General features: G+C 72.9%; 24 protein-coding genes. 16 read left to right on the forward strand and 8 right to left on the reverse strand.

Going from position 1 to position 24,943, the window contains the following annotated elements; translation table 11 throughout:
• The first annotated feature begins 287 nt into the window (after nucleotides 1-287).
• On the forward strand, nucleotides 288-503 hold the full coding sequence (locus ACOJTC_RS28620) for a biotin/lipoyl-binding carrier protein (RefSeq protein ID WP_145921537.1): 216 nt from the start codon (nucleotides 288-290) through the stop codon (nucleotides 501-503).
• The gene (locus ACOJTC_RS28625; RefSeq protein ID WP_363656304.1) at nucleotides 503-1,048 is read left to right on the forward strand and encodes a GNAT family N-acetyltransferase; all 546 of its coding nucleotides are present in this window, start codon (nucleotides 503-505) and stop codon (nucleotides 1,046-1,048) included. Before ACOJTC_RS28620 ends, ACOJTC_RS28625 begins: the two co-directional genes overlap by 1 nt.
• 6 nt (nucleotides 1,049-1,054) lie before the next feature.
• Here the strand turns inward: ACOJTC_RS28625 and ACOJTC_RS28630 are convergent, their stop codons facing one another.
• The gene (locus tag ACOJTC_RS28630) at nucleotides 1,055-1,636 is read right to left on the reverse strand and encodes a TetR/AcrR family transcriptional regulator (RefSeq protein ID WP_420119222.1); all 582 of its coding nucleotides are present in this window, start codon (nucleotides 1,634-1,636) and stop codon (nucleotides 1,055-1,057) included.
• A gap of 116 nt (nucleotides 1,637-1,752) precedes the next feature.
• Between ACOJTC_RS28630 and ACOJTC_RS28635 the strand changes: the two genes are divergently transcribed.
• Nucleotides 1,753-3,342 carry an MDR family MFS transporter gene (locus ACOJTC_RS28635; protein ID WP_420119223.1) on the forward strand — a complete coding sequence of 530 codons (1,590 nt, stop codon included), beginning with the start codon at nucleotides 1,753-1,755 and terminating at the stop codon, nucleotides 3,340-3,342.
• 409 nt (nucleotides 3,343-3,751) lie between these two features.
• Here ACOJTC_RS28635 and ACOJTC_RS28640 read toward each other — a convergent pair whose 3' ends face one another.
• On the reverse strand, nucleotides 3,752-5,599 hold the full coding sequence (locus ACOJTC_RS28640) for a tetratricopeptide repeat protein (RefSeq protein ID WP_420119224.1): 1,848 nt from the start codon (nucleotides 5,597-5,599) through the stop codon (nucleotides 3,752-3,754).
• Between the two features lie 188 nt (nucleotides 5,600-5,787).
• Between ACOJTC_RS28640 and ACOJTC_RS28645 the strand changes: the two genes are divergently transcribed.
• The 5 genes from ACOJTC_RS28645 to ACOJTC_RS28665 all read left to right on the forward strand — a co-directional run bounded on the left by ACOJTC_RS28645 (nucleotide 5,788) and on the right by ACOJTC_RS28665 (nucleotide 12,840).
• Entirely contained in the window at nucleotides 5,788-6,819 is a 1,032-nt protein-coding gene (locus ACOJTC_RS28645) for an SIS domain-containing protein (RefSeq protein ID WP_420119245.1), read from the forward strand.
• A 52-nt stretch (nucleotides 6,820-6,871) separates the two neighbouring features.
• The gene (locus ACOJTC_RS28650; protein WP_204926834.1) at nucleotides 6,872-8,395 is read left to right on the forward strand and encodes a sensor histidine kinase; all 1,524 of its coding nucleotides are present in this window, start codon (nucleotides 6,872-6,874) and stop codon (nucleotides 8,393-8,395) included.
• Nucleotides 8,396-8,657: 262 nt separating this feature from the next.
• Complete coding sequence (locus ACOJTC_RS28655) at nucleotides 8,658-10,310, forward strand: glycosyltransferase family 2 protein (protein ID WP_420119225.1); 1,653 nt, start codon at nucleotides 8,658-8,660, stop codon at nucleotides 10,308-10,310.
• A complete protein-coding gene (locus tag ACOJTC_RS28660) occupies nucleotides 10,307-11,305 on the forward strand; it encodes a glycoside hydrolase family 26 protein (RefSeq protein ID WP_420119226.1) in 999 nt (332 codons plus the stop codon). Before ACOJTC_RS28655 ends, ACOJTC_RS28660 begins: the two co-directional genes overlap by 4 nt.
• Nucleotides 11,302-12,840, forward strand: coding sequence for a glycosyltransferase family 39 protein (locus ACOJTC_RS28665; RefSeq protein WP_420119227.1), 1,539 nt, complete (start codon nucleotides 11,302-11,304; stop codon nucleotides 12,838-12,840). The genes ACOJTC_RS28660 and ACOJTC_RS28665 overlap by 4 nt, the downstream gene beginning before the upstream one ends.
• 78 nt (nucleotides 12,841-12,918) lie before the next feature.
• On the opposite strand, the gene ACOJTC_RS28670 is transcribed toward ACOJTC_RS28665, so the two are convergent.
• Nucleotides 12,919-14,592: a glycosyltransferase family 39 protein gene (locus ACOJTC_RS28670; protein ID WP_420119246.1), complete on the reverse strand. Its 1,674-nt coding sequence runs from the start codon at nucleotides 14,590-14,592 to the stop codon at nucleotides 12,919-12,921.
• Between the two features lie 477 nt (nucleotides 14,593-15,069).
• Here ACOJTC_RS28670 and ACOJTC_RS28675 point away from each other — a divergent pair, with 477 nt between their 5' ends.
• The 4 genes from ACOJTC_RS28675 to ACOJTC_RS28690 are packed head-to-tail and all read left to right on the forward strand — an operon-like array spanning nucleotide 15,070 to nucleotide 18,492.
• On the forward strand, nucleotides 15,070-16,791 hold the full coding sequence (locus ACOJTC_RS28675) for a nitrite/sulfite reductase (RefSeq protein WP_420119228.1): 1,722 nt from the start codon (nucleotides 15,070-15,072) through the stop codon (nucleotides 16,789-16,791).
• Complete coding sequence (locus ACOJTC_RS28680) at nucleotides 16,788-16,946, forward strand: IS1 family transposase (protein WP_141723017.1); 159 nt, start codon at nucleotides 16,788-16,790, stop codon at nucleotides 16,944-16,946. Before ACOJTC_RS28675 ends, ACOJTC_RS28680 begins: the two co-directional genes overlap by 4 nt.
• The gene (locus tag ACOJTC_RS28685) at nucleotides 16,943-17,707 is read left to right on the forward strand and encodes a phosphoadenylyl-sulfate reductase (protein ID WP_357929831.1); all 765 of its coding nucleotides are present in this window, start codon (nucleotides 16,943-16,945) and stop codon (nucleotides 17,705-17,707) included. The genes ACOJTC_RS28680 and ACOJTC_RS28685 overlap by 4 nt, the downstream gene beginning before the upstream one ends.
• On the forward strand, nucleotides 17,689-18,492 hold the full coding sequence (locus ACOJTC_RS28690) for a sirohydrochlorin chelatase (RefSeq protein ID WP_420119229.1): 804 nt from the start codon (nucleotides 17,689-17,691) through the stop codon (nucleotides 18,490-18,492). Before ACOJTC_RS28685 ends, ACOJTC_RS28690 begins: the two co-directional genes overlap by 19 nt.
• Nucleotides 18,493-18,634: 142 nt before the next feature.
• On the opposite strand, the gene ACOJTC_RS28695 is transcribed toward ACOJTC_RS28690, so the two are convergent.
• Nucleotides 18,635-18,892, reverse strand: a complete 258-nt coding sequence (locus ACOJTC_RS28695; protein ID WP_067311984.1) for a WhiB family transcriptional regulator — start codon at nucleotides 18,890-18,892, stop codon at nucleotides 18,635-18,637.
• Between the two features lie 443 nt (nucleotides 18,893-19,335).
• Nucleotides 19,336-20,286, reverse strand: coding sequence for a diacylglycerol/lipid kinase family protein (locus ACOJTC_RS28700; protein ID WP_204926841.1), 951 nt, complete (start codon nucleotides 20,284-20,286; stop codon nucleotides 19,336-19,338).
• Nucleotides 20,287-20,328: 42 nt separating this feature from the next.
• Between ACOJTC_RS28700 and ACOJTC_RS28705 the strand changes: the two genes are divergently transcribed.
• Entirely contained in the window at nucleotides 20,329-20,718 is a 390-nt protein-coding gene (locus ACOJTC_RS28705; protein WP_204926842.1) for a hypothetical protein, read from the forward strand.
• A 42-nt stretch (nucleotides 20,719-20,760) separates the two neighbouring features.
• On the opposite strand, the gene ACOJTC_RS28710 is transcribed toward ACOJTC_RS28705, so the two are convergent.
• Genes ACOJTC_RS28710 through sodN form a run of 3 tightly spaced genes read right to left on the reverse strand, consistent with a single transcriptional unit; the run spans nucleotide 20,761 to nucleotide 22,126 of the window.
• Nucleotides 20,761-21,168, reverse strand: a complete 408-nt coding sequence (locus ACOJTC_RS28710; RefSeq protein ID WP_204926843.1) for an ATP-binding protein — start codon at nucleotides 21,166-21,168, stop codon at nucleotides 20,761-20,763.
• A complete protein-coding gene (locus ACOJTC_RS28715) occupies nucleotides 21,165-21,725 on the reverse strand; it encodes a GNAT family N-acetyltransferase (RefSeq protein WP_377684269.1) in 561 nt (186 codons plus the stop codon). Before ACOJTC_RS28715 ends, ACOJTC_RS28710 begins: the two co-directional genes overlap by 4 nt.
• Nucleotides 21,722-22,126 carry a superoxide dismutase, Ni gene (sodN, locus tag ACOJTC_RS28720; protein ID WP_088645999.1) on the reverse strand — a complete coding sequence of 135 codons (405 nt, stop codon included), beginning with the start codon at nucleotides 22,124-22,126 and terminating at the stop codon, nucleotides 21,722-21,724. The genes ACOJTC_RS28715 and sodN overlap by 4 nt, the downstream gene beginning before the upstream one ends.
• An 84-nt stretch (nucleotides 22,127-22,210) precedes the next feature.
• On the opposite strand from sodN, the gene ACOJTC_RS28725 reads away from it, so the two are divergent.
• The 3 genes from ACOJTC_RS28725 (at nucleotide 22,211) to ACOJTC_RS28735 (ending at nucleotide 24,941) form a co-directional block, all read left to right on the forward strand.
• On the forward strand, nucleotides 22,211-22,561 hold the full coding sequence (locus tag ACOJTC_RS28725) for a S24/S26 family peptidase (protein ID WP_204926844.1): 351 nt from the start codon (nucleotides 22,211-22,213) through the stop codon (nucleotides 22,559-22,561).
• A 140-nt stretch (nucleotides 22,562-22,701) separates the two neighbouring features.
• Entirely contained in the window at nucleotides 22,702-23,880 is a 1,179-nt protein-coding gene (locus ACOJTC_RS28730) for an NAD(P)-dependent malic enzyme (RefSeq protein WP_420119230.1), read from the forward strand.
• 98 nt (nucleotides 23,881-23,978) lie between these two features.
• Nucleotides 23,979-24,941 (forward strand): zinc-binding dehydrogenase, encoded by a 963-nt coding sequence (locus ACOJTC_RS28735; RefSeq protein WP_420119231.1) that lies wholly within the window; start codon nucleotides 23,979-23,981, stop codon nucleotides 24,939-24,941.
• Nucleotides 24,942-24,943 lie beyond the last annotated feature (2 nt).

Raw genomic sequence — 24,943 nt, forward strand, 5'->3', positions numbered from 1 at the left:
CGTGGTTCGCGCCGCTCTTCTTACGGGCCTTCTTCTTACGGGCCTTCTTCGCCATGCTGACCTCCTCGTGATGGGTCCGACCCTGCTGCGGTCGACCCGCGACTGCGTGCACGCCGCCGGCCTCCCGGCGTCGGGTCCGACCTGATGATGCTAGTGCGGCCGGCGGGCACCGTCGTGCGCCGGGGCGGCAGCGGTACGCGGGGCGCGCGTGGCGCTCTCCGCCCACGCGGGGCCGGTCCGTGATTGGATACCGACGCAGACACACCCGGTGGAGAGGGAGGGCCGTGATGGCCGAGGAGATCCGCGCCGAGATGGTGGCCAACGTGTGGAAGGTCGTCGCGTCGACCGGGGACACCGTCTCCGAGGGGGACACGCTGGTGATCCTGGAGTCGATGAAGATGGAGATCCCGGTCGTCGCCGAGTCCGACGGGGTGGTCGAGCAGCTCGCGGTCAACGAGGGCGACGTGGTGCAGGACGGTGACCTGATCGCGGTGATCGGTTGATCCCCGACGACCGGACGACTGGCCTGCTGGTCCGGCGGGCCGTACCGGCCGAGTTCCCGGCGGTGGCCCGGTTGACCGTCGCCGCCTACGAGGCCGACGGTCAGCTCAAGGGCGAGAACGGCTACGGCGTGGTGCTGGCCGACGTGGCCGGTCGGGCGGAGCACGGCGAGATCCTGGTCGCCGTCGACGGGGCGACCGGCACGGTTCTCGGCTCGGTCACCTACGTGCTGCCCGGCAGCCCGTACGCGGAGCTGTCCGGGCCGGGCGAGGCGGAGTTCCGGATGCTGGCGGTGGACCCGGCCGCCCAGGGGCGGGGCGTGGGGGTGGCGCTGGTGCGGGCCTGCCTGTCCCGGGCCGTGGCGCAGGGCTGCACGGCGCTGGTCATCTGCGTCCGCAGCGGGCTCGCCGACGCCGCCCACCGGCTGTACGCGGGGCTCGGATTCGTGCGTACCCCGCAGCGGGACTGGTCGCCGCTGCCCGGTGTCGACCTGCTCGCCCTGCGGCTGGCGCTGCCCGCCGGCGCGGACCGGACCACCGTCGGCTGAACGCCGTCAGCGGTCCGCCGGGCCGCCCTCGTCGATGCCGGCCAGCAGTTCGTCGGCCAGTTCGAGGGCGATCTTCTTGCGTTCGTCGTCGGTGATGTCCGGTGTCCGCACGGCGAACCAGCTGCTGTGTACGGCGAACAGCACGAGCGTCGCCCGCAGCTGGGCCCGGGGTGAGTCGTCGCCCTGGCAGATCGCGTCGGCCAGGCGGAACATCCGCTCACGCATCTGCTGGCCGGCGACGAGGCTCTTGAGCACTGTCTGGTTCTGCTCGAAGAACCGCATCACCACGGACTGCCCGGGGGCGAACATCGTGTCGGCGTACTGGCTGACCAGTTCCCGCCGGGTGGCCCGGCTGGCCGGTTGGTCGCGGGCCCAGTCGATCAGCTCGTCCATCCGGTGCAACCGGTCCTCGACGTAGCTGTTGACGATCTCTTCCTTGCTCTTGAAGTGGTAGTAGAGGGCGGCCTTGGTGACGCCGAGGCGCTCGGCGATCTCCCGCAGCGAGGTCTTCTCGTATCCCTGCTCGGTGAAGAGCTCCAGGGCGACGGCCTGGATGCGCCCGCGCGTGCCGCCTGTGCTCTGAGTCACCTGTACCTACCACCCAACTCGCTTGACGGGGTCCCGCCCTCCAACTTACCGTGCGGCTAGTAAGGTGACTAGCCGGGCGGCAAGTAAGTGCGACAGATCTCCGGGGGAGCTTACCCATGACTCAGGAAACCCAGGCGAGGGCGAAACCCAACATCCGGGTGGTGCTGTTCGGCCTCATGATCGCGATGATGCTCGCGATGCTCGACAACATGATCGTCAGCACCGCGCTGCCGCGGATCGTCAGCGAGTTCGGCGGCGTCAACCACTTCACCTGGGTGGTCACCGCGTACGTGCTGGGCACCACGGTCTCCACCCCGATCTGGGGCAAGCTCGGCGACCTCTACGGCCGCAAGGCGGTCTTCCTGACCTCGGTGGTCGTCTTCCTGATCGGGTCGGCGCTGTGCGGGATGTCCGGCTCCGAGCTACTCGGCGGCACCGGCAACGGGATGGTCGAGCTGATCGCCTTCCGGGCCGTGCAGGGGCTCGGCGCCGGCGGCCTGATGGTCGGCGTGATGGCGATCATCGGCGACCTGGTCCCGCCGCGTGAGCGGGGCCGCTACCAGGGCATGATCGCCGGCATCATGGCGATCGCCATGGTCGCCGGCCCGCTGGTCGGCGGGTTCATCACCGACAACCTCTCCTGGCGCTGGGCGTTCTACGTCAACCTGCCGCTCGGTGGCCTCGCGCTGCTGATCCTGGCCACCACCATGCACCTGCCGAAGTACCGCACCGAGCACCGGATCGACTGGCTGGGCGCGGGCCTGCTCTCCGTCGGCATCACCGCGATCGTCCTGATCACCACCTGGGGCGGCAACGAGTACGACTGGGCCTCCGCGCAGATCTTCGGCCTCGCCGCACTGGCCCTGGTCAGCCTGGTGGCCTTCGGCATCGTCGAACGGCGGGTCGTCGAGCCGATCCTGCCGCTCGGCCTCTTCGCCAACCGCAACTTCGCGCTGATCTCGGTGATCGGCTTCCTGCTCGGCTTCGCCATGTTCGGCGCGATGAACTTCCTGCCGCTCTACCAGCAGACCGTGCAGGGCGCCTCGGCCACCAACAGCGGCCTGCTCCTGCTCCCGTTGATGTTCGGCATGCTGGTGGTGTCGCTGGTGGTCGGCCGGGCCATCACCAGGACCGGCCGCTACCGGATGTTCCCGATCGTCGGCGGCGTGGTGATGGCCGTCGGCATGGCGCTGCTGTCCCTGCTGGAGGTCGACACCGGCAAGCTCGAGTCGTCCCTCTACATGCTGGTCCTCGGCGCCGGCATGGGCTTCCTGATGCAGACCTCGATGCTGATCGCGCAGAACAGCGTGGAGCAGAAGGACCTCGGCGCGGCCAGCGGCGCGGCCACCTTCTTCCGCTCCATCGGTGGTTCGTTCGGCATCTCGCTGTTCGGGGCGATCTTCGCCAACCGGCTCGCCGACTCGCCGGCCGGCAGCGCCTTCGAGGGGGGCACCGGCGAGGGCCGGGGGATGGACCTGACGAAGCTCAAGGAGTTGCCGGCGCAGGCGCGCGAGGTGGTGCTCGGCGGGCTCTCCGACGCCATCTCACACGTCTTCTTCTGGGCGATGATCATCGCGATCGCGGTGCCGGTGCTCGCCTGGTTCATCCGGGAGATCCCGCTGCGCACGGCGAACGCCGCCCCGCCGCCGGACGCCAGCGGCGAGGAGCAGGCCGAGGGTGCCCTCGGCAAGGGCCCGGGCGCCTGACCCGGTCCCGTCCGTAACGGCCGGTCCGTCCCCGCCAGGGGTACGGGCCGGCCGTGTCCGTGGTGCCCGTGTCCGTCGCACCCGTGTCGGTGATCGACTCGCCTGGGCCGATGGTGCGGCATCAACCCGCTCGGATTGCGCTACATCGGCCCAGATGAGTTGATCGAGCTACGGGGGCGGGCCCCTTCGCCGGGTGTCCGCGTGGCCGATGCCTCCCGATCATGATCAACTCTTCTGGGTCGATGTAGCGGCATCAACCTGGCCGGATACCGCTACCTCCGCCCCATGAGTCGGTGCGGCAGCTGGCAGCCCGTGCCCATGCCCGCCCCGCGTCGGTGATCGACTCGCTGGGGCCGATGTAGCGGCATCAACCCGACCGGACACCGCTACGTCGGCCCGGGTGGGTTGATCAATCCGGGCGGGGGCGAGAGCGGGGTCGGCGGCGGACGAGGGCGGTGAGGCGACGCCAGGCACGGGCCAGGGGACCGGACCGACGGGTCCCGGCCGGGGTGGCGAGCAGCCGGTGGGCCAGTGCGGTGGTGTCCGGGTCGACGGCCGGGGTGGCCAGCGCCAGGTGGGCCAGGGAGATGGCGATCGGCACCGGCCGGTCCTGCGCGACGGCCGCCACGTCGGCGAGCCGCTCGGCCACCAGCCCGGCCACGTCGGGGCGTACCGTCGGGTCGATCCAGGCGGCGGTGACCAGGGCGAACAGCGCCGCTTCGGTGATCCAGTCCTCCACGCCCCAGATCAGCTCCACCAGTACCCGGCGGCGGGTCGAGGTCGCCCACGGCTCGTCCGTGCTGTGGTGCAGCAGGCCGAGGCAGGCCCAGACCTGCACGCACCGGACCCACAGCGACGGGTCCTGGCCGCTGAGCACCCGGCCCAGCGCGGTCGGCGGCGCGTCGGGCGGGTGCACCAGCAGACCGAGCAGGTCGGCCAGGTCCAGGGTGGCCAGCCCGACCGCCGCGTCGTACGCGGCCGGTGGGTGCGGCCAGGCGGGGTGGGCCAGGTGGCGTACCCGCTCGGCGGCGGCCGGGGACGGGGCGGGCAGGGTCGGTGCGGCGGTGGTGCCGTCGTAACGCCAGAGCCGGTAGCCGGTGTCCCGACGGGGCTCGCGCGGGTCCGGTTCGGCCACCCCGGTCACCTCGACGTGCAGGGCGGGCACGGCGGCGGTGACGGTACGCATCGCGCTCGGTGGTTCGACGGTGTCGAGGCGTACCGCCGCGTCGGGGAAGCCGTCGGCGGCGAGCGCGCGGCGCAGCGCGTCGACCATCGCGCCGGTCGCCGGGGTGACCTGCCCCAGCCAGGGGCGTCCCCGGCAGGACTCGGCGAGGTCGGTGTGCTCGTGGCTGTCGTCCGGGTGGTCCCGGGTGAAGTCGGCGAGGTCGACCAGGTGCGCCACGTCGCCGTCGCGCAGGAACCGCAGCCGGTGCGCGGTGTGCACCGCGCAGTCGAAGGTCGGGTCGCGGGCCAGCGCCCGGTCGATCCAGCCGAGGGCGTCGTCGAGTCGGCCGTGGTCGGCCAGGGTGCCGGCGATGTCGGCATAGACGGCGAGGTCGTCGGGGTCGTGCCCGACTGCCCGTTCCAGCGCGGCCAGGGCGTCGCGGGTCCGCCCGGCGCTGCGGTAGGCATACCCGAGCCAGACCTCGCCGAGTTTGGACGGCGTCTCGCGTACCCCCCGGCTGGCCCAGGTGACCGCGAGGGTGATCTCGCCGAGCCGCCGGGCCAGCGCGGACGCCGCCCCGAGCAGCAGGGCGTGCCGGGGGTGCGCGGCGACCGCGTGCCGGGCCAGGGTGAGGTACGGCGTCAGGGGTGCCCGCCCGGCGCGGGGGACGGGGTCGGGCACGGCGGCGCAGACCTGCATGAGGATCCGGGCGCAGCGGTCCGGGTCGAGCCGTTGGGCCAGCTCGGGGGCGGTGACCCAGGGCACCCCGGCCCAGTCGACGCCGGGGGCGTGGCCGGTGGCGGCGACCAGCAGGTCGAGCCCTTCGGCCGGGCGGCCGGCGGCGGCGAGCAGGTGGGCGCGGGCGACCACGGCCCCGACGTGGGCCCGTTGGCCGAGCGGGAAGAGGTCGAGGTCGCCGCCCGAGGCGGCGGCGATCCGGGTGAGCGTTTCGTGCGTGTCGGGCAGGGTCGGTGCCAGCACCAGGGCGGCGGCGAGGTGGTCGGCGGCGTGGGCCAGGTCGCCCTCGTCGAGCGCGAGCCGGGCGAGGGCGAGTTCCTCGGCCGCGGTCAGCGCGGGTGGCTCCTCCGACACGTCGGCCTCTCACTAGCAGGGGGTTGCCAGGGCTGGGCAAGCGTAGGGGATGCCGGCAACCGGTGCCGATCTTCTGCTCATTAGTGCGCGCTGGATTGTCCCCAGCGACAGAATCGTGCAAGACTGAACATGAAACGCGCGGCGATCGCGCAGCGAGGGGAGTTTCCGTGACGCAGCCAGGGGCCGGGATGGCCGCCGACATCGCCGAGCAGCCGGCCGGTTACGCGCGGCTGCTCTCCACCGAGCACACCGCGGCGATCGCCCGGGTCGCGGCGGCCGTCGCCCAACGCCGCCCCCGGCACGTGGTCTTCACCGCCCGGGGCACCTCCGACCACGCCGCCCTCTACGGGGCGTACCTGACCGAGATCCGGCTCGGACTGCCCGCCGGGCTCGCCTCGCCGAGCGCGGTCACCGTCTACGGGGCCCGCCCCGACCTCTCCGACGCGCTCGTCGTCGGGGTCAGCCAGAGCGGCGGTTCACCCGACCTGACCGAGGTGCTGCGCACCGCCCGCGAGGCCGGCGCGCTCACCCTGGCGGTCACCAACGACCCCGGCTCGCCGCTGGCCCGGACCGCCGAGCTGGGCGTCGACATCGCCGCCGGGCACGAGCGGGCCGTCGCCGCCACCAAGACGTACACCGCCGAACTGCTCGCCCTGCTGCTGCTGGTGGAGGGCATCCGGGCCGGGGACGGCGTGCTGCCGGCCGACCAGCGGGCCGCCCTGGAACGCCTCCCCGAACTGGCCGAGCGCACCCTCGCCGACCCCACCCCCACCCAGCTCGCCCCGCGCTACCGGTTCGCCGGCCAGCTCGTCACCACCGGCCGGGGGTACGCGTACCCGACCGCCCGGGAGGCGGCGCTGAAGCTGATGGAGACGTCCTACCTGCCGGCGCTGGCGTTCTCCGGCGCCGACCTGCTGCACGGCCCGCTGGCGATGACCGACCCGGACGTCCCGGTGCTGGCCGTGGTCGGCTCCGGCCCCGGTGGCCGGTCCATGGGCGAGGTGCTGCCCCGCCTCGGCGAGCGGCGGGCCGACGTCGTGGTGGTCGGCTCGGCCGAGGTCGAGGGGGCCACCCGGATGGCGGTGCCCGAGGTCGACGAGCGGTACGCCCCGCTGCTGGACATCCTGCCGTTGCAGCGCCTGGCCCTCGCCCTGGCGCTGGCCCGGGGTGAGGACCCGGACGCCCCGCGCGGCCTGAAGAAGGTCACCGCGACGATGTGACCCGGGCCGGCCAGCGGGACGGCGTCCGGGTGGGCGTGGCACGCTGTGTCTCGTGTCCACGCTGCGCGACCTCGCCGAGGAGCACACCCAGCTCCGCCCGGCCGACATCGACCACCTGCACCGGATCGCCGGCGACTGGCAGCTGCTGTCCGACCTGTCCTTCGCCGACCTGCTGCTCTGGGTGCCGGTGGACGCCGACGGCACGTTCCTCTGCGTCGCCCAGGTCCGCCCGACGACCGCCCCGACCGCCTACCTGGACGACCAGGTGGGGCGGATCGTGGGCGGGCCGGAGGTGGCGCACCTGGAGGTCGCCTACCGGCAGGGCCGGATCTGGCGGGAGGGCGACCCGGTCTGGTACGGCGACGTGCCGGCCCGGCACGAGGCGATCCCGGTGCGGCTGCGGACCGCCGACGGGGAGGCCGGGGAGGTGATCGCGGTGGTCGGCCGGGACACCAACCTGTCCACCGCCCGCACCCCCAGCCAGCTGGAGCTGAACTACCTCACCACCGCCGACGACCTGGCCCAGATGATCGCCGACGGCACCTTCCCGCCGCCCCGGCACCCGGGCGAGACCACCTCCGCGCCCCGGGTCGGTGACGGGCTGGTCCGGCTCGACGCGGGCGGCAAGGTCACCTACGCCAGCCCGAACGCGCAGTCGGCGTACCGCCGGTTGGGGTACGCCTCCCACCTGGTGGGCGAGGACCTGGCGAAGCTGCACCGCCGGCTGGCCAGCGACCCGCTCGACGGCACCGAGGCGGCCAACGGCATCCTCGCCGCGCTGCGCGGCGAGGGCCCGCCGCGCCGGGAGATCGACGCCCGGGGGGCGACGATGCTCACCCGGGCCCTGCCGCTGATGCCCGCCGGGGTGCCGATCGGCGCACTGGTCCTGGTCCGTGACATCACCGAGGTACGCCGCCGCGACCGGGCCCTGATCACCAAGGACGCCACCATCCGGGAGATCCACCACCGGGTGAAGAACAACCTGCAGACCGTCGCCGCGCTGCTGCGCCTGCAGGCCCGCCGGGTGTCGATGCCGGAGGCCCGGGTCGCCCTGGAGGAGTCGGTACGCCGGGTCGCCTCCATCGCCCTGGTGCACGAGACGCTCTCCATGTCCAGCGACGAGGCGGTCGAGTTCGACGGGATCGTCGACCGGGTGGCGAGCGCGGCGACGGAGGTGGCCGCGACCGAGGTGAGCGTCGGGATGCGCCGTACCGGCAGCTTCGGGGTGCTGCCCGCCGAGATCGCCACCTCGCTGGTGATGGTGCTCAACGAGTTGCTGCTCAACGCCGTCGAGCACGGCTTTCCGCCGGCCGAGGAGGGCGACGAGGTGGTGGAGCCGGCGACCCGGCCCGAGGTGGTCGTCGCGGCGCACCGGCAGCGCAAGCAGTTGCACGTCTCGGTTACCGACAACGGGCGCGGGCTGCCGGCCGAGTTCGACGCCGACCGGGGCGGGCGGCTCGGGTTGCAGATCGTCCGGGCCCTGGTGACCGGGGAGTTGCGGGGCAGCATCGAGCTGCGTCCCGGCCCGACCGGTGGCACCGAGGCGGTGCTGGTGCTCCCGTTGGCCAAGGGCTGACGACGGTCGGGGCCGGGACGGGTGTCCGGCCGGTGACGCCCGGATGAATGTGAGTAGGGCGACGCGCGATCTGCGGGCTGGTGGGGCTTTCGATCGATTCGCGGGCATTGACACCTTGCGGCCGACTGAATAGTTTTCTAGCTTCACCACCATGTAGCCACGGCCAGTTCACCGTGCCCGGCTTTCCTGGACGCGTCCGGCGACATCCCGCTCGCACTGTCGGGGAGGGCGTGCGGACCGGCGAGCGGGGGAGACGAAAGCGATGACCTCACCGCCTGCGGTCGACCCGGCCGCGGTGCTGTCGCCGACCGCCGAGTTCCGGGTGCCGCGGCAGGTGTCGAAGTGGACCCCGCGCCGGACCGACGACGCGGCGCACCGGCCCGCGTACGCCCCGGTGCCGTTGCCGCCGACGGACGCCGAGATGGTCTCCTACCGCAAGCGGCGACTGGCCGCCCTGATGGTGCCGTCGCTGGTCAGCTTCGGTTGCCTGATCACCAGCCAACTGCTCTTCGTCCGGCTCGCCCCGTGGCTGTGGCTGCTCGCCCCGCTGCTGTTCTTCACCGTCGTCTACTACCTGATCTCGCTCGCGGTCAACCTGTTCACCCCGGGCTTCGACCTGGCCCGGCACCAGGAACTGGTGCGCACCTGGCGGCCGGCCCGGTACCCGAGCGTCGACGTCTTCCTGCCGGTCTGCGGCGAGCCCGCGCACGTGCTGCGCAACACCTGGGAGCACGTGCGGGCGATGGGCCGCCACTACCGGGGCGAGGTCACCGTCTACGTGCTCGACGACTCGCCCAACGAGGCGATGGAACGGATGGCGCTCGCCTTCGGCTTCGTCTACCAGCGGCGACCCAACCGGGGCTGGTTCAAGAAGGCCGGCAACATGCGGTACGCCTTCGAACGCACCATGAGCGACTTCATCCTGGTCCTGGACGCCGACTTCGTCCCGCGTAAGGACATGCTCGACCAGATGCTGCCCTGGTTCGACGCCGAGCCGAAGGCGGGCATCGTGCAGTCGCCGCAGTACTTCCGGGTGCACCTGGGGCAGACCTGGGTGGAGCGCGGGGCCGGGGCGGTGCAGGAGCTGTTCTACCGGTCGGTGCAGGTGTCCCGGCAGGCCCACGACTCGGCGATCTGCGTGGGCAGTTGCGCCGTCTACCGGCGTGACGCGCTGTTCTCCATCGGCGGGTCCACCCTGATCGAGCACTCCGAGGACGTGCACACCGGCTTCGACCTGCGGATGAAGGGGTGGAGCCTGCGCTACATCCCGGTCGTGCTGGCGGCGGGGCTCTGCCCGTCGGACGTGGACTCGTTCTTCACCCAGCAGTACCGCTGGTGCGCCGGCTCGATGAGCCTGCTCGGGTCGAGGAAGTTCTGGTCGACGAAACTGCGGCTGCGGGCCCGGCTCAGCTACATCTCCGGCTTCTGTTACTACCTGCACACCGGGCTGTTCACCTTCGTCGCGCCGGTCATCCCGGTGCTGATGCTGACCGTGTTCGCGCACCAGATCGCGATCGCGAACTACCTGCTGATCCTGCCCAGCGTGGTCTACAACCTGATCATCTTCCCGTTCTGGCACCGCAACCGGTACGGCCTGGAGAGCTGGACGGTCAAGATGATCTACGGCTGGGCGCACGCCTTCGCCATCATCGACATCGTCCGGGGCCGGCGGATGGGCTGGCAGCCCACCGGCGGCACCGCCAAGAAGAGCAAGACCCGGCGGCTGTGGACCGGCATGAGGGTCTGGACCGCCGGTACCGGCCTGGTCTGGGTCGGCGTCGCCGGCTGGCGGATGCTCGTCGAACCCGAACCGTGGATCTTCGTGCCGGCCCTGCTCAGTGCGGTCTTCTACCTGGCCGTCGTCGGGCAGGCGCTGCTTGTCGATCCGGAGCGCGACGTCGAGGTCGTCCGGTGAGGACGAAATACCTGGTCACCTTCCTGCTGGTGGTCGCGCTGGCGTTCACCGAGTTCGCCGTGCTGCGCCGGGTCGACATCAAGGTCGCCGGGTCCGCCGGCGGGCCGGGCGGGGTCGCCGCTGCCGAGGAACAGATTCCGGCGTACGACGTCACCGCGCTGAAGTCACCCAAGGGCAGGTACCTCGGCGTCACCGTGACCGGCGGTGCCGAGATGGAGCGGGTCCGCAAGTTCGCCGGGGAGACCGGCAAGACGCCCAACCTGGTGGCGATCTTCGAGAGCTTCGACGACAAATTCGCCGCCAGCGAGGTCCGCGAGCTGCACAACTACGGTGCGCTCGCGGTGATCCGCTGGGAGCCGTACGACGTGCCGCTGCGGGACATCGCCGCCGGCAGGCACGACGCGTACGTCAAGGAGTTCGCCACCGCCGTGCGCACCCTGAACCTGCCGATCGCCCTCACCTTCGCCCACGAGATGAACGGGCACTGGTACTCCTGGGGGACGAAGCAGACCAGGGCCACCGAGTACGTCGCCGCCTGGCGGCACCTGCACGACATCTTCACCCAGCAGGGCGCCACCAACGTGATCTGGACGTGGACCCCGAACGTCGTCAACTACCTGCGCAAGGTCAGCATCAGGGCGCTGTACCCCGGGGACGCCTACGTCGACTGGGTCGGCATGGACGGCTACTACACCAACCGGGGGCCCAAGACGTTCCAGGACCTCTTCGTCCCCACCATCACCGAGATCCGCACCTTCACCAGGCGTCCGCTGCTGATCGTGGAGACCGGGGCGGAACCGAGCAGCCGGCGACCGGCCCAGATCACCGACCTGCTCACCAACGTGGCCAAGCGCAGGGACCTCCTCGGGGTGGCGTACTTCAACATCAACGGCTCCGGGAAGTGGAACATCGACCGGGACGACGCCGCGCTGCGCGCGTTCCGCCGGGCCGCCGCGAAGGACACCTTCGGCTTCGACATCAGGACCGTGAAGTGACCGCGCCGACGGTGCAGTGGACCGGGCAGGCCGACCCGGCGGAGGTCACCGGTCACGCCGTACCCCGGCGGGCGGCGGGCCGGGGCGGCGGCTGGTGGGCGCTGCTGCCGACCGTCGTCGCGCTCGGCCTCGGCTGGTGGCGGCTGGACGCCCGCGACCTGTGGAACGACGAGCTGGTCACCTGGCACGTCACGTCGCTGTCGGTCGAGCAGTTCCGGATGCTGGTCGGCAACATCGACCTGGTGCACGCCGGCTACTACGTGATCATGTCGGTGCTGACCACGCTGACCGGGGACTCGACGACCGCCCTGCGGCTGCCGTCGGTGCTCGCGATCGGGCTCACCGCCGGGCTGGTCGCCCTGATCGGGCGGCGACTCTTCGACACCCCGGTCGGGGTGCTGGCCGGCCTGGTCTTCGCCCTGCTGCCCACCGTCTCCCGGTACGCCCAGGAGGCCCGGTCGTACGCCCTGGTCACCCTGGCGGCGGTGGCGGCCACCTGGCTCTTCCTGCGCGCGGTGGACCGGCCGACCCGGGGCCGCTGGTGGGCGTACGGCGTGCTGCTGGTGCTGGTCGGCTGGCTGCACTTCGTCGCGCTGCTGGTGGTGCCCGCGCACCTGTTCCACCTGTGGCGGTCGGTGCCCGGCGAGGAGCCGAGATGGCGGTGGGCGGCGTCCACCGGCATCGCCGGGCTGTTCGTCCTCCCGGTGCTGATCCTCGGCAGCCGGCAGTCCGGGCAGATCTCCTGGGTGGAGAACGACGGCGACGCCGTGCTCCGTTTCGTGGCGAACCTGACCGGCACGACGGCCGCGTTGGCGCTGGTCGCGGCGCTCTCCGTCCTCGCGGTGGCGGTGGCCGGCCCACGCTGGCGGGCCACGGTGCTGATGCTGCTGATCTGGGCCGTGCTGCCCCCGGTCGCCGGTTACCTGACGTTCAGCGTGGTGCACCTGTTCCTGGCCCGGTACTTCCTGTTCACCGTCCCGGCGTGGGCGCTGCTCGCCGCGTTCGCGGTCTGCCGTACCGCGCGGCTGGCCACCCGGGAGCGGTTGCCGGCGGCCTGGCTGGCCGGGGCGCTGGTGCTGCTGCCGGTGCTGGCCTGGCAGACCCTGCCGGCGCAGGAGCGGGTGCGCTCCAACGAGGCCGACGGGCAGCCCCGCTACCTCGACGCGGTCCGTTACCTGGGCAAGCAGGTCAAGCCGGGCGACGGGGTCGCGTACAACGACGGGTTCGGTGGCTCCAGCGACGTGGCCCGCAAGGCCACCGACTACGGCCTGCGCGACCAGCTGCACCCCCGGGACATCTTCGTGGCCGTCCCGGCCCGGCAGACCGGCTGGCTGACCGCCCGCGAGTGCCGGGAGCCGCTGCCCTGCCTCGGGGACACCAGGCGGATCTGGCTGGTGGAGACCGGCCACCTCAACGACCCGCTGGCCGGGTTGCCGCCGGCCCGGGAGGCGCTGCTGCGGCAGCGCTTCCTGATCCGGCACGTCGAACGGTTCGACCGGGTCCGGGTGGTCCTGCTGGAACGCAAGCCGGCCTGACCGGGCGACGGCACCGGCCCGGCACCGGACCGTCGGCGGCACCGGCCCGGCCGGGCACCGGCGGGGGAAGGTCGCGGGTCAGCGCCGGCGCGCGAGCAGCGCCACCGTCCCCCCCGGCCGGGGGTGGACCTGCTCGACGGTGAACCCGTCCCGCAGCGCGTCGCCCTTGCCGCCCGGGACCGTGGCGAGCGGGTCGTCGTGCCGCCCGGCGACCACCAGCCAGACCCGGTCCACGCCGGCCAGGCAGCCGGCGGGCCGGTCGCACTCGCGGACCCACAGGTCGGCCCGGTCCCGCCGCCCCTGGGCGACCAGCACGTCGCGGGGCCGGGGCCCGTCGGCAGCCCGGTCACCGGCGATCCGGGGCAGGTGGTAGTCGATGCCGAGGTCGAGGAAGAGCCATCCGTCGCGGGGCGCGTAGAGCACCGCGTCGCCGGGCCGCGGGCCGGCGGCGCTCACCGCCGCCGCCCCCCGGTAGTCGACGGTCGCGCTGCGCGGCCAGCCGTGGCTGTGCCGTACCGCCGCCTGGTCGGGCAGCCCGAGCAGCGCGGCGAGTGCCACCACCGCCAACCCCGCCCCCACCGGGCGGATAAACGTGCGCGCCGGTCGGGGCCACGCCCGTCGGGTCAGCTCCCGGGCCGCCGGCGGTGCGGGGCCGGCCAGGGCGGCACCGGCGAGCAGGCAGGCGTCGGGGAGCGGGAAGAGCAGGTAGCGCGGCACCCAGAGGGGCACGGCCAGCGCGGCGACGAAGACCAGGAGCACCGGCAGCAGCGCGCAGAGACCGGGCAGCAGGGCCCGCCGCCCCGAGCGGGCCGCCCCGAGCGCGGCGAGCCCGACGAGCACGCCACCCACCACGCCACTGTGCGCCAGCGCGCCCGGCAGGGCCGCCAGATCCGCCAGCCGGGCCGGAGCCACCCAGTCGAGCTGGTGGGACCGCTGCCGCTGTGCCGTCACCAGCAGCGGCACCAGCACCACCACGGCCACCGACACGGCCGGCACCCACCCCCGCAGCCGGCGTCCCCACCATCTCCCGTCGCCCGGTTCGCCGGCCCCCGGTGGGCGGTCGGCCGCTGCCGGGCGGGTGACGCCGGTGGTGGGCGGGCGGGTGACGCCGGTGGTGGACGGGCCCCAGGCGGCGAACGTCAGCACCGCCACGGCGTGCCCGGCGAGCAGGCTCAGGGCGAGCAGGTGGGCCAGGCCGAGCCCGGTGACGGCCGCCGCGTAGCCGGCCCAGCGCAGCCGGCCGGGACGGTCCAGGGCCCCGACCAGCAGCACGGTGGCCAGCACGGCGAGCAGGGTCACCAGCGCGTACGGCCGGGCCTCCTGCGCGTACCGGGAGGTGCCGGGCAGGACCGCGAAGAGCAGGCCGGCGAGCAGGCCGGCAGGTGCCCCGAACAATCGCCGCCCGAGGACGGCCGTGAGGCCGGCCGCCCCCGCCATCGCCAGCACCGAGGGCAACCGCAGCGCCGCCACCGAGTCGCCGAACACGCCGGTCCAGCCGTGCACCACCAGGTAGTACGCCCCGGTCGTCGCGTCGACGGTGCCGGTGAGCCGGAACAGGTCCCCGACCGGTCGGGTGGCCGCGCTCCAGGTGGCCAGCTCGTCCCGCCAGGGTTGGGCCCGGCTGATCCCCCAGCCACCGGCGACCAGGGTGACCAGCAGCGGAACCGCCCAGACCAGCGACCCCGCCGGTGATGGTGCCCGGGAACGCGGGTGCGCATCCGAACGCCCACCCGAATGCCCTTTTCCGGACATCGCACCCACGAGTCGAGGGTCCCACACCGGCGTCGTCGATACGGCCGGAGCCGGAGGTGACCATGATCGACGCATGTGGGCCGATGACGCGGTGTCCGTCCGGCCGGATGCCCCTCTTCGCACCCATTGGCGGCCGGCTATCCCTCGGTCGCCCTGCCGCACCACCCCGGTGACGGTGGAGATGCGGCCCGTGATGTGGGATGCCGCACGCGGTCCTTGGCCGGTTTCCGCAGGGTGTGGGAGCATGGCTGCATGACCGCCGCTGTCGTCCGCCGCTTCGTGGCACGTCGCCACGTCGACTACGGCCGCGTGCGCAGCGCGATCTGTCCGGCCCACTGACGACGCCCGACCCATCCGTCTCGGGCGCGTATTCTGCGCCGGCCGTTCCGACACCGTTGTCCTCGGCCCTTCCAGGGCCGGCCGCCGCCGCGTCCGCGCTCCCCCCGAGGCACCGCAGAGACAACGGAGGACGCCGCGATGGCGGTCAGCAGCACCCCGGCCCGTCCCGGGACCCCGACGGCCACCGCCGTTCCCGCCACCCGCGCCCCCCGCCGTCCCCGTGGCGAGGGACAGTGGGCCCTCGGCCACCGCGAGCCGCTCAACCCCAACGAGCGGATCAAGAAGGACGACGACCCGCTGAACGTCCGGGCCCGGATCGAGAACATCTACGCCCACGGCGGGTTCGCCTCGATCGACCCGCAGGACCTGCGCGGACGGTTCCGCTGGTGGGGCCTCTACACCCAGCGTAAGGCCGGCATCGACGGCGGGCGCACCGCCGTGCTGGAGCCGCACGAGCTGGAGGACGAGTTCTTCATGCTCCGGGTCCGGGTCGACGGCGGCCAGCTCTCCCTGGCCCAGCTCCGGGTGATCGCCGACATCTCCCGGGAGTTCGCCCGGGACACCGCCGACATCACCGACCGGCAGAACATCCAGTACCACTGGATCCGGGTCGAGGACATGCCGGAGATCTGGCGTCGGCTGGAGTCGGTCGGCCTGCAGACCACCGAGGCGTGCGGCGACTGCCCCCGGATCGTGCTGGGCAGCCCGGTCGCCGGGGTGGCCGAGGACGAGGTGCTCGACCCCACCCCCGCGCTCGACGAGATCGTCCGCCGGTACGTCGGCGACAAGGCGTACTCGAACCTGCCCCGCAAGTTCAAGACCACCATCTCGTGGCTGGTCGACACCCCGTACGAGGCGAACGACATCGCGTTCCTCGGGGTCGAGCACCCGGAGCACGGGCCCGGCTTCGACGTGTGGGTCGGCGGCGGCCTGTCCACCAACCCGATGCTGGCCAAGCGGCTCGGCGTCTGGGTGCCGCTGGCCGAGGTGCCGGACGTCTGGGCGGGGGTGGTCGGCATCTTCCGCGACTACGGCTACCGCCGGCTGCGCAACCGGGCCCGGCTGAAGTTCCTGGTCGCCGACTGGGGCGTGGAGAAGTTCCGCGAGGTGCTGGAAAAGGAGTACCTGGGCCGTACCCTGCTCGACGGCCCGGCCCCGCAACTGCCCGACAAGCCGGTCGACCACATCGGCGTGCACCGGCAGCGCGACGGGCGCAACTACGTCGGGGCCGCCCCGGTGGTCGGGCGGGTCTCCGGCGGGCAGTTGACCAAGCTCGCCGACGTGGTCGAGGCGCACGGCAGCGACCGGGTGCGGCTCACCCCGTACCAGAAGCTGCTGGTGCTCGACGTGCCGCCGGCGCGGACCGAGTCCCTGGTCGACGAGCTGCGCGGGATCGGCCTGGAGGCCCGGCCGTCGGCCTGGCGGCGCGGCACCATGGCCTGCACCGGCATCGAGTTCTGCAAGCTGGCCATCGTCGAGACCAAGGCGCGCGGCGAGGAGCTGGTGGCCCGGCTGGAGGAGCGGCTGCGCGACTTCGACGCCGACATCTCCATCCACCTCAACGGCTGCCCGAACGCCTGCGCGCGCACCCAGGTCGCCGACATCGGCCTCAAGGGTCAGCTGGTGGTCGGCCCCGACGGCCGGCAGGTGGAGGGCTTCCAGGTGCACCTCGGCGGCGGGTTGGGGATGGCCCAGGGCCAGACCGCCGGATTCGGCCGCAAGCTGCGCGGCCTGAAGACCACCGCCGACGAGCTTCCCGAGTACGTGGAACGACTGGCCCGCCGCTACCTGGCCGGCCGGACCGAGGGCGAGACGTTCGCCAACTGGGTGATCAGGGTCGACGAGGAGGAACTCCGATGAGCGAAACCCGATCCGCGCCGCTGCACTGCCCGTACTGCGGCGAAGAGGACCTGCGGCCGAACGAGGCCGGACACGGCGCCTGGGAGTGCCACGCCTGCGCCCGGGTCTTCACCGTCAAGTTCAACGGCCTGCTGAGCCGGGCGGTGACCCGGTGACCGGGCTGCTCTCCGCCACCGGTCTGGGCCTGGTCGGCCCCGGTGGCCCGAGGACGGCCGACCCGGCCCGTCGTGACCCGGCGGAGCTGCGGGCGCTGGCCGAGCGGGCCGGCCGCGAGCTGGAGGGCGCCCCGGCGCTGGAGATCGCCCGGTGGGCGGCCGACACCTTCGGCGACCGGTTCTGCGTGACCAGCTCGATGGCCGACGCCGTGCTGGCCCACCTGGTGTCCCGGGTCGCCCCCGGGGTGGACGTGATCTTCCTGGACACCGGGCTGCACTTCCCGGAGACGCTGCGGGTCCGCGACGAGGTGGCCCGCCGGTTGCCGGTGAACGTGCGCTCGATCCGGCCCCGGCAGACCGTCGGCCAGCAGGACGGCGAGTACGGCCCCCGGCTGTTCAACCGCTCCCCGGACGACTGCTGCCAGCTACGCAAGGTCGAGCCGTTGGAGCGGGCCCTGTCCGGGTACGACGCCTGGGCCGCCGGGCTGCGCCGGGACGAGTCGCCGACCCGGGCGAACACGCCTGTGGTGACGTTCGACCCCCGACGCGGCAAGGTGAAGGTGAACCCGATCGCCGCCTGGTCCCAGGCCGACGTGGACTCCTACATCTCCCGCTACGACATCCCGGTCAACGAGCTGCTCAACCGGGGCTACGGCTCGGTCGGCTGCTGGCCGTGCACCCGCCGGACCAGGGCGGGGGAGGACCCCCGGGCCGGCCGCTGGGCCATGTTCGAGAAGACCGAGTGCGGTCTGCACGTCTGACCGGGCCGGCGCACGCCCCGACTCCGGGCACGGCGCGGCCGGGACGGGCCGGCGCGGGTGTGCCGGTGGTGCTGGTGGCGCACGGCAGCCGGGACCCCCGGGCGGCGGCGGCGACCCGGGCGCTGGCCCGTGCCGTCGAGACCGCCCGTCCCGGTACGCCGGTGCTGCCCAGTTGGCTCGACCACACCGAGCCGGGGCCGACGGAGGTGCTGCGTGCCCTGGCGGCCGACGGGCACCGGACGGCGGTCGTGGTGCCCCTGCTGCTGACCGCCGCGTACCACCGGCGGGTGGACGTCCCGGCGGCGGTGGCGGCGGCCCGGGAGGCCGCTCCCGGTCTGACGGTACGGGTCACCGACGTGCTCGGGCCGGCCGACGGGACGGTGGACGCGGGCTTGCTGGCCGGGTTGGGCCACCGGCTGGCGCAGGCGTGGCCGGGGCCGGTGGACGCGTTGGTGCTGGCGGCGGCGGGCACCCGGGACGCGCGGGCCCGGGGGTCGGTGGGGCGGGTCGCCGCCGCCCTCGCCACCGGGTACGGGGTGCCCTGCACGGTGGCGTACGCCTCGGCGGCCCCGCCGACCGCCGATGTGACGGTGGCCCGGCTACGGGCGACCGGTGCGCGCCGGGTGGCGGTGGTGGCGTACTTCCTCGCGCCGGGGCTGTTCCACGATGCGGTGGTGGCGGCGGCGGAGCGGGCCGGGGCGGTGGCCGTCAGCGCCCCGCTGAACGACTCCCCGGAACTGGTGGATCTGGTGCTGCGTCGGGTCGACACGGCGGGTGACGGGTGACCGGAGTCACTCACGCGCTCATTACCGTCGGTAATTGTCTCGCGACAATGCATTGACGAATTTTGATCACGGGGAGTGCGGGCAGCAGAACGCCCCGGCGGGCGGACCCGGCCGGGGCGGACAGCGTGTGTGATCGGTTTTTTCAGGCGGAGTGAGCGCGCAGCACCCGGAGACCGCCACGGCGCTTGACCGCGCGGCGCTCCTCTTCGCTCATCCCGCCCCAGACGCCGGCGTCCTGACCGGACTCCAGTGCCCACTGGAGGCACTGATCGGTCACGGAGCAGCGCCGGCAGACGGCCTTGGCCTGCTCGACCTGCAGGACAGCAGGGCCGGACGTCCCGATCGGGAAGAACAGCTCCGGGTCCTCGTCGCGGCAGACGGCATTGTGACGCCAGTCCATGGCGGCAACACTCCTCATTCTGGATGGATGGCAGTAACGCTGGTGCTTTTCTTATATCCGTCCGCAGTGCCGGTCGTCACGGTTCGCATACGACTATTCGGCAATGCGTGAGCAGACTCGTTTTCAGCGCCTGGGCCTGCTGGAACTGCTCAACCGGCCGAGCATATCCAGGCAATGTCCCGGTAACTCAAGTTCGCTTGTGAATACTTTCACGAACGAACGCGATGTCAAGGGGTGACACTCGGAAAAACTCCGCTCGGTGAGCAAGCTCACGACCCTTTTGTCCGGTTTCCGGGCTTCCCCGTCACCCGGCGTACCACAGTCGAGGATCAATATAGTACAGTCCGCGTGACATTGCTGACATTTCCGACACTCCTCCTCGGTGTGGCGGCCACCGCGCCGCGCGGCGTTCCAACCGCTCGACCTAGGGCGTTACCCGAGACCTAGCAGATTACTCTCAGTGCGCCGGAAACGGAGGTGAATCTGACTTTGTGTCGCTCGCCGAGGTAGTCCCCGTCCAGCTGGAAGGCCTGCGGGCGGGCCGAGACCAGCGTGAACTCCTCCAGATCGTGCAATCGGAGCACCTGCTTGCCGCGCGGATCGGGGTGTCGGGAGAGGAACTGCGTCACCGTGCGTGTCGTGCTGGCGACGCGGAGCTGACGCAGCGCCATCACGTCCAGCCCGAGATCGAACGACGCCGCCGGGTTCGGGTTGACCTCCCGGTCGCCGAGGTACGTCCACGGCGCGGTGTTCTGGATGATCACGGTCGCCAGCTCGGCCTCGGCCGGCTCGCCCGGCCGCTCCAGGCTGATCGCCGGATGCCGCCGGTCCGAGCCGAGGAAGTAGTGGCTCAGGGTGGAACGGAAGTAGAGCGCGGGGGAGGAGACCCGCCCCCGCCGCCGGGCCTGCTCCACCCGGTGGATCACGGCCGCGTCCAGGCCGAAGCCGGCGCAGAAGGTGAAGTAGCGGTCGTCGGCCCGGCCCAGCCCGATCGTGCGGGACCGGCCCAGCCGCAACCCCTCCAGGATCATGCTGGTGCCGTCCGCCCACTCCCGGGGCAGCCCGAGGGCGCGGGCGAAGACGTTGGTCGAGCCGCCCGGCACGGTGGCCAGCGCCGGCAGCCGCTCCGCCGGGGAGCCGCCGGTGCGGATCGTCGGGGGATCGGCGGTCATCAGGCCGTTGACCACCTCGTTGACCGTGCCGTCCCCACCCAGGGTGACCACCAGGTCGACCCCCTCCTGGGCGGCCTCCCGGGCCAGGTCGGTGGCGTGGCCCCGGCGTCGGGTGTACCGCACCGACAGGTCTACTTGGCTGCGCAGCGCCCGGACCAGCACGTCCCGGCTGCGTTCGCTGGTGGTGGTGGCCTTCGGATTGACCACCAGGACGGCCCGCATGGCGGGCACTTTACGTGATGGGGCAGGGGTATCGTGGCCCGCGTGACGATCGACTCCGCGCCGGTTCCCGACACCCTGCGCTGGGCGGTACGCCTGCTGCGGGCCGAGGCCGTCGCCCTGGCGCTGCTCGCCGGCTGGCTCGTCTGGGCCGACCTCACCGCCACCAAGACCGATCTGGTCTCGGCACTCTTCGTGACCGGGTTCGCCATCGCCGGTGCGGTCGCGCTCTGGGCGTTGGCCGGGGCGCTGGCCCGCCGCCGGGCCGGTGCCCGCGCCCCGGCGATGGTGCTGGAGCTGATGCTGGTGCCGGTCGGCTGGTTCATGATCTCCGGCGGGCTGGGCTGGCTCGGCGCACCGCTGATCGTGCTCGGGGTGGGCGTCTGCGCGCTGCTGGTCAGCCCACCGACCACCCGGGCCCTGGGCTTCGGCTGACCCGCACCGCCGGACGCGGCGCGACGTCGCCGGCCGGCCCGGTCAGTAGCCGGCGGAGCGGCGGGTCAGCAGCGAGATGGTGGCCCGGCCCTGGGTGGACTCCGCCGCCGCCGCAGTGGTCAGCGCGGTGAGCACCTTCCAGGCGAACGAGGACTCCCCCGGCAGGGTTGCCCCGCGCACGGTCGGCACCGTCACCTCGACGGTCAGCGCGTCCTCGGTGACCGAGAACCGGCACTCCAACTCGGCGTCGCGGGTGGCGATGGCGAGCAGCATCGCGCACGCCTCGTCGACCGCGATGCGCAGGTCCTCGATCTCGTCGAGCGCGAACTGGAGGCGGGCCGCGAGCCCCGCCGTGGCGGTGCGCAGCACGCCCAGGTAGCCGCCGTCGGCGGGCACGGTGAGGTGCACGACGTCGTCGTCGGTCGCTGGCTGGCCGGTCAGTTGAGTCACGCCTCATCCCCCCGGTCCGGGACTCTACCCGGCCGGGCGGACAGCCGCGTGGCCGACGTCACCCCTTCGGCGGCGAGGCCGTGCAGGGCCCGCCCGTCGAGCCGGTAGGGCACCCACTCGGTCATCGGCTCGGCCCCGATCGAGGCGTAGAACCGGGCGGCCGGGTTCCAGTCGAGCATCCACCACTCCAGCCGCCGGTAGCCGCGCTCCACACAGATCCCGGCGAGGGTGGCCAGCAGCGCCCGGCCGGCCCCGGTGCCCCGCCACGCCGGGCGGACGTACAGGTCCTCCAGGTAGATGCCGTGCACGCCGGCCCAGGTGGAGAAGTTGAGGAACCACAGCGCGAAGCCGACCGGCTGGTCGGCGTCGTCCACCGCGACGTGCCCGAACAGCGCCGGGGCCGGCCCGAACAGGGCGGTGTCGAGCTGTGCCGGGGTCAGCCCGCAGCGGTCGGCCGCCTGCTCGTAGTCGGCCAACTCGTGCACCATCGCGACGATGGCCGGCACGTCCCCAGGACGCGCCGGCCGGATCGTCGGTGCCGTGGTGGGCAGGCTCACGCCTGCTTGGTCTCCCAGAAGATCTTGGAGATCTCGTCGATCTTCTGGAGCAGCTCGTCGGCCTTGGCCGGGTCGGTCGCACCCTTGGCGCCGGCCGCGCCGGCAGCCTTGGTGGCCTCGTTGAACAGCTGGTGCAGGTGCGGGTACTTCTCGAAGTGCGGCGGCTTGAAGTAGTCGGTCCAGAGCACCCACAGGTGGTGCTTGACCAGGTCGGCGCGCTGCTCCTTGATCAGGATCGCCCGGGTGCGGAACTCGGGGTCCGTGTTCGCCTGGTACTTCTCGCAGATCATTTTGACCGACTCGGCCTCGATCCGGGCCTGCGCCGGGTCGTAGACGCCGCAGGGCAGGTCACAGTGTGCGCTGGCGGTCACACGGGGCGAAAGGATGCGGGGAAGTCGCATCAGGTTCCTCCATGGGATGTTTGCGATGATCCGAGCCGACATTACTCCTGACGACGTCCCCGGCAGGGGCGGAGGGGAAACCTCGTGACGGTCGGCGGCTCCGGTCCCACCCTTCGGTCGCGCGCCCCGTTCACCGCCGTCGGCGTGACCGGGCCGTCCATGTCACCCACCCTGCGCCACGGCGACGCGCTGCTGGTCCGCCGGGGTGGCCGGCCCGTCCGCCCCGGCGACGTGGTGGTGGCCGTGTTCCGCAGCCGCCCGGACCTGCTGGTGGTCAAGCGCGCCGTACGCCCACAGGACGGCGGGTGGTGGCTGCACGGTGACAACGCGCTGGTCACCGACGACTCCCGGGCGTACGGGGTGGCCGACGTGCTGGGTCGGGTGGTGTTCCGCTACTGGCCCCACCCCGGTCGGCCGGCCACCGCACCGATATGACCCTCCTCACAACCCGGTGCCGGTGGCCTGACTATGCTCGGGAGGTGCCCGGGTGACCCCCGTACCGCGTGTCGCCGCTCCGCCTCACCTCGCGCCCTCGCGCCGGCCGCTCCGTCTGCTCGACAGATCCTGGAGTCACCATGTCTGCGTCCACCGTGGATCCCGCTGATCCCGTCTTCCGACTGCACCTCGGCGGCAAGCTCGCCGTCGCCTCGACCGTCCCGCTGACCAGCCGCGAGGACCTCTCGCTCGCGTACACCCCGGGGGTGGCCCGGGTGTGCGAGGCGATCGCCGCCGACCCCGCGCTGGTCGACGACTACACCTGGGTGTCGCACACCGTCGCCGTCGTCACCGACGGCTCCGCCGTGCTCGGCCTCGGCAACATCGGCCCCCGCGCGGCGCTGCCGGTGATGGAGGGCAAGGCGGTGCTGTTCAAGCAGTTCGCCGGCGTCGACGCGGTGCCGGTCTGTCTGGACACCCAGGACGTCGACGAGATCGTGGCGACGGTCCGTGCCCTCGCCCCCTCGTTCGGCGGGATCAACCTGGAGGACATCAGCGCCCCGCGCTGCTTCGAGGTGGAACGGCGACTCGACGAGGCGCTGCCCATCCCGGTCTTCCACGACGACCAGCACGGCACCGCGATCGTGGTGCTGGCCGCGCTGCGCAACGCGGCGTCCCTGCTGAACCGCAAGCTCGGCGACCTGCGGGTGACGGTCAGCGGGGCCGGCGCGGCCGGCGTCGCGGTCACCCACATGCTCGTCGCCGGGGGAGTGGACCCCGAACAGGTGGTGGTCTGCGACTCCCGGGGGGTGATCGGCCGGCACCGCGACGACCTGACCGAGACCAAGGCGTACCTCGCCGAGACCACCAACGCGCAGGGGCGGCGCGGTGACGTCACCGAGGCGCTGCGCGGTGCGGACGTGCTGATCGGTGTCTCCGGCGGGCGGATCCCCGAGGCGGCGGTCGCCGGGATGGCCCCGGGCGGCATCGTCTTCGCGCTGGCCAACCCCACCCCCGAAGTGGACCCGGAGGTCGCCGCCCGGCACGTGGCGGTGGTCGCCACCGGACGCAGCGACTACCCCAACCAGATCAACAACGTGCTCGCCTTCCCCGGGGTGTTCCGGGGCGCGCTGGACGCCAGGGCCACCCGGATCACCGACGGGATGAAGGTGGCCGCCGCCGACGCGATCGCCGCGGTGGTCGACGGGTCGCTCAGCGCGGACGCCATCGTGCCGTCCCCGCTCGACCCCCGGGTCGCCCCGGCGGTGGCGGCGGCGGTGGCCCTGGCGGCCCGCCACGCCGGCGGCGCCCGCGCCTGAGCGACTGGCGCCGGGCGCACGACGCGCCCGGCGAGCAGGTGCGAAGGGTCCGGGCCGGCCGGCCCGGACCCTTCGTGAACGATCGTCGCGCTGTTACGGTGCGGATCATGCGTGCCGCCTATGCCTCCCGGTTCGACGCCGACAACCCGCTCGCCGCGCTCACCGTCGGCGACCGTCCCGAGCCCGCCCGCCTCGACGACGACTGGGTGACGGTGCAGGTGCGGGCCAGCTCGCTCAACCACCACGACCTGTGGTCGCTGCGCGGGGTCGGGCTCGCCGACGGTCAACTGCCGATGATCCTGGGCTGCGACGCGGTCGGCACCGACCCGGACGGCAACGAGGTGGTGATCTACCCGGTGCTGCCCACCCCCGGCGACCCGCGGGGTGTCTCCATCCTCTCCGAGCACTACCAGGGCACCCTGGCCGAGCGGGTGGCCGTACCCCGGATGAACCTGCTGCCGCTGCCGACCGGCCTGTCGGCGACCGACGCGGCCTGCCTGCCGACGGCCTGGCTCACCGCGTGGCGGATGCTCACCACCCGGGGCCGGATCGCCGACGGCGAGGCGGTGCTGGTGCAGGGGGCCGGCGGCGGGGTCGCCACCGCCGCCGTCGCGCTCGGCCTGGCGCTGGGCAAGCGGGTGTACGCCACCAGCGGCGACGCCGCCAAGCGGGACCGCGTCGCCGCGCTGGGGGCGACCGCCCTGGAACCCGGCGCCCGGCTGCCGGAGCGGGTCGACGTGGTGATCGAGACGGTCGGCGCGGCCACCTTCGACCACTCGTTGAAGTCGGCCGCCCCGATGGCCCGGATCGTGGTCGCCGGGGCGACCTCGGGTCACCTGCCGCCGGTGAACCTGCGCCGGGTCTTCGCCATGCAGCTGGAGATCCTCGGCACCTCGATGGGCACCCCCGACGAGCTGACCGAGCTGCTCGCCTTCTGCGCCGAGCACGAGGTACGCCCGGTGGTCGACAGCGTGGTCCCGTTCAGCCGGGTGGCCGACGCCTTCGCCCGGCTGCACTCCGGTGAGGTCTTCGGCAAGGTCGTGGTCGACCACACCGCCTGATC

It is taken from the genome of Micromonospora sp. (assembly GCF_048594385.1).
Classification (GTDB): domain Bacteria; phylum Actinomycetota; class Actinomycetes; order Mycobacteriales; family Micromonosporaceae; genus Micromonospora; species Micromonospora wenchangensis.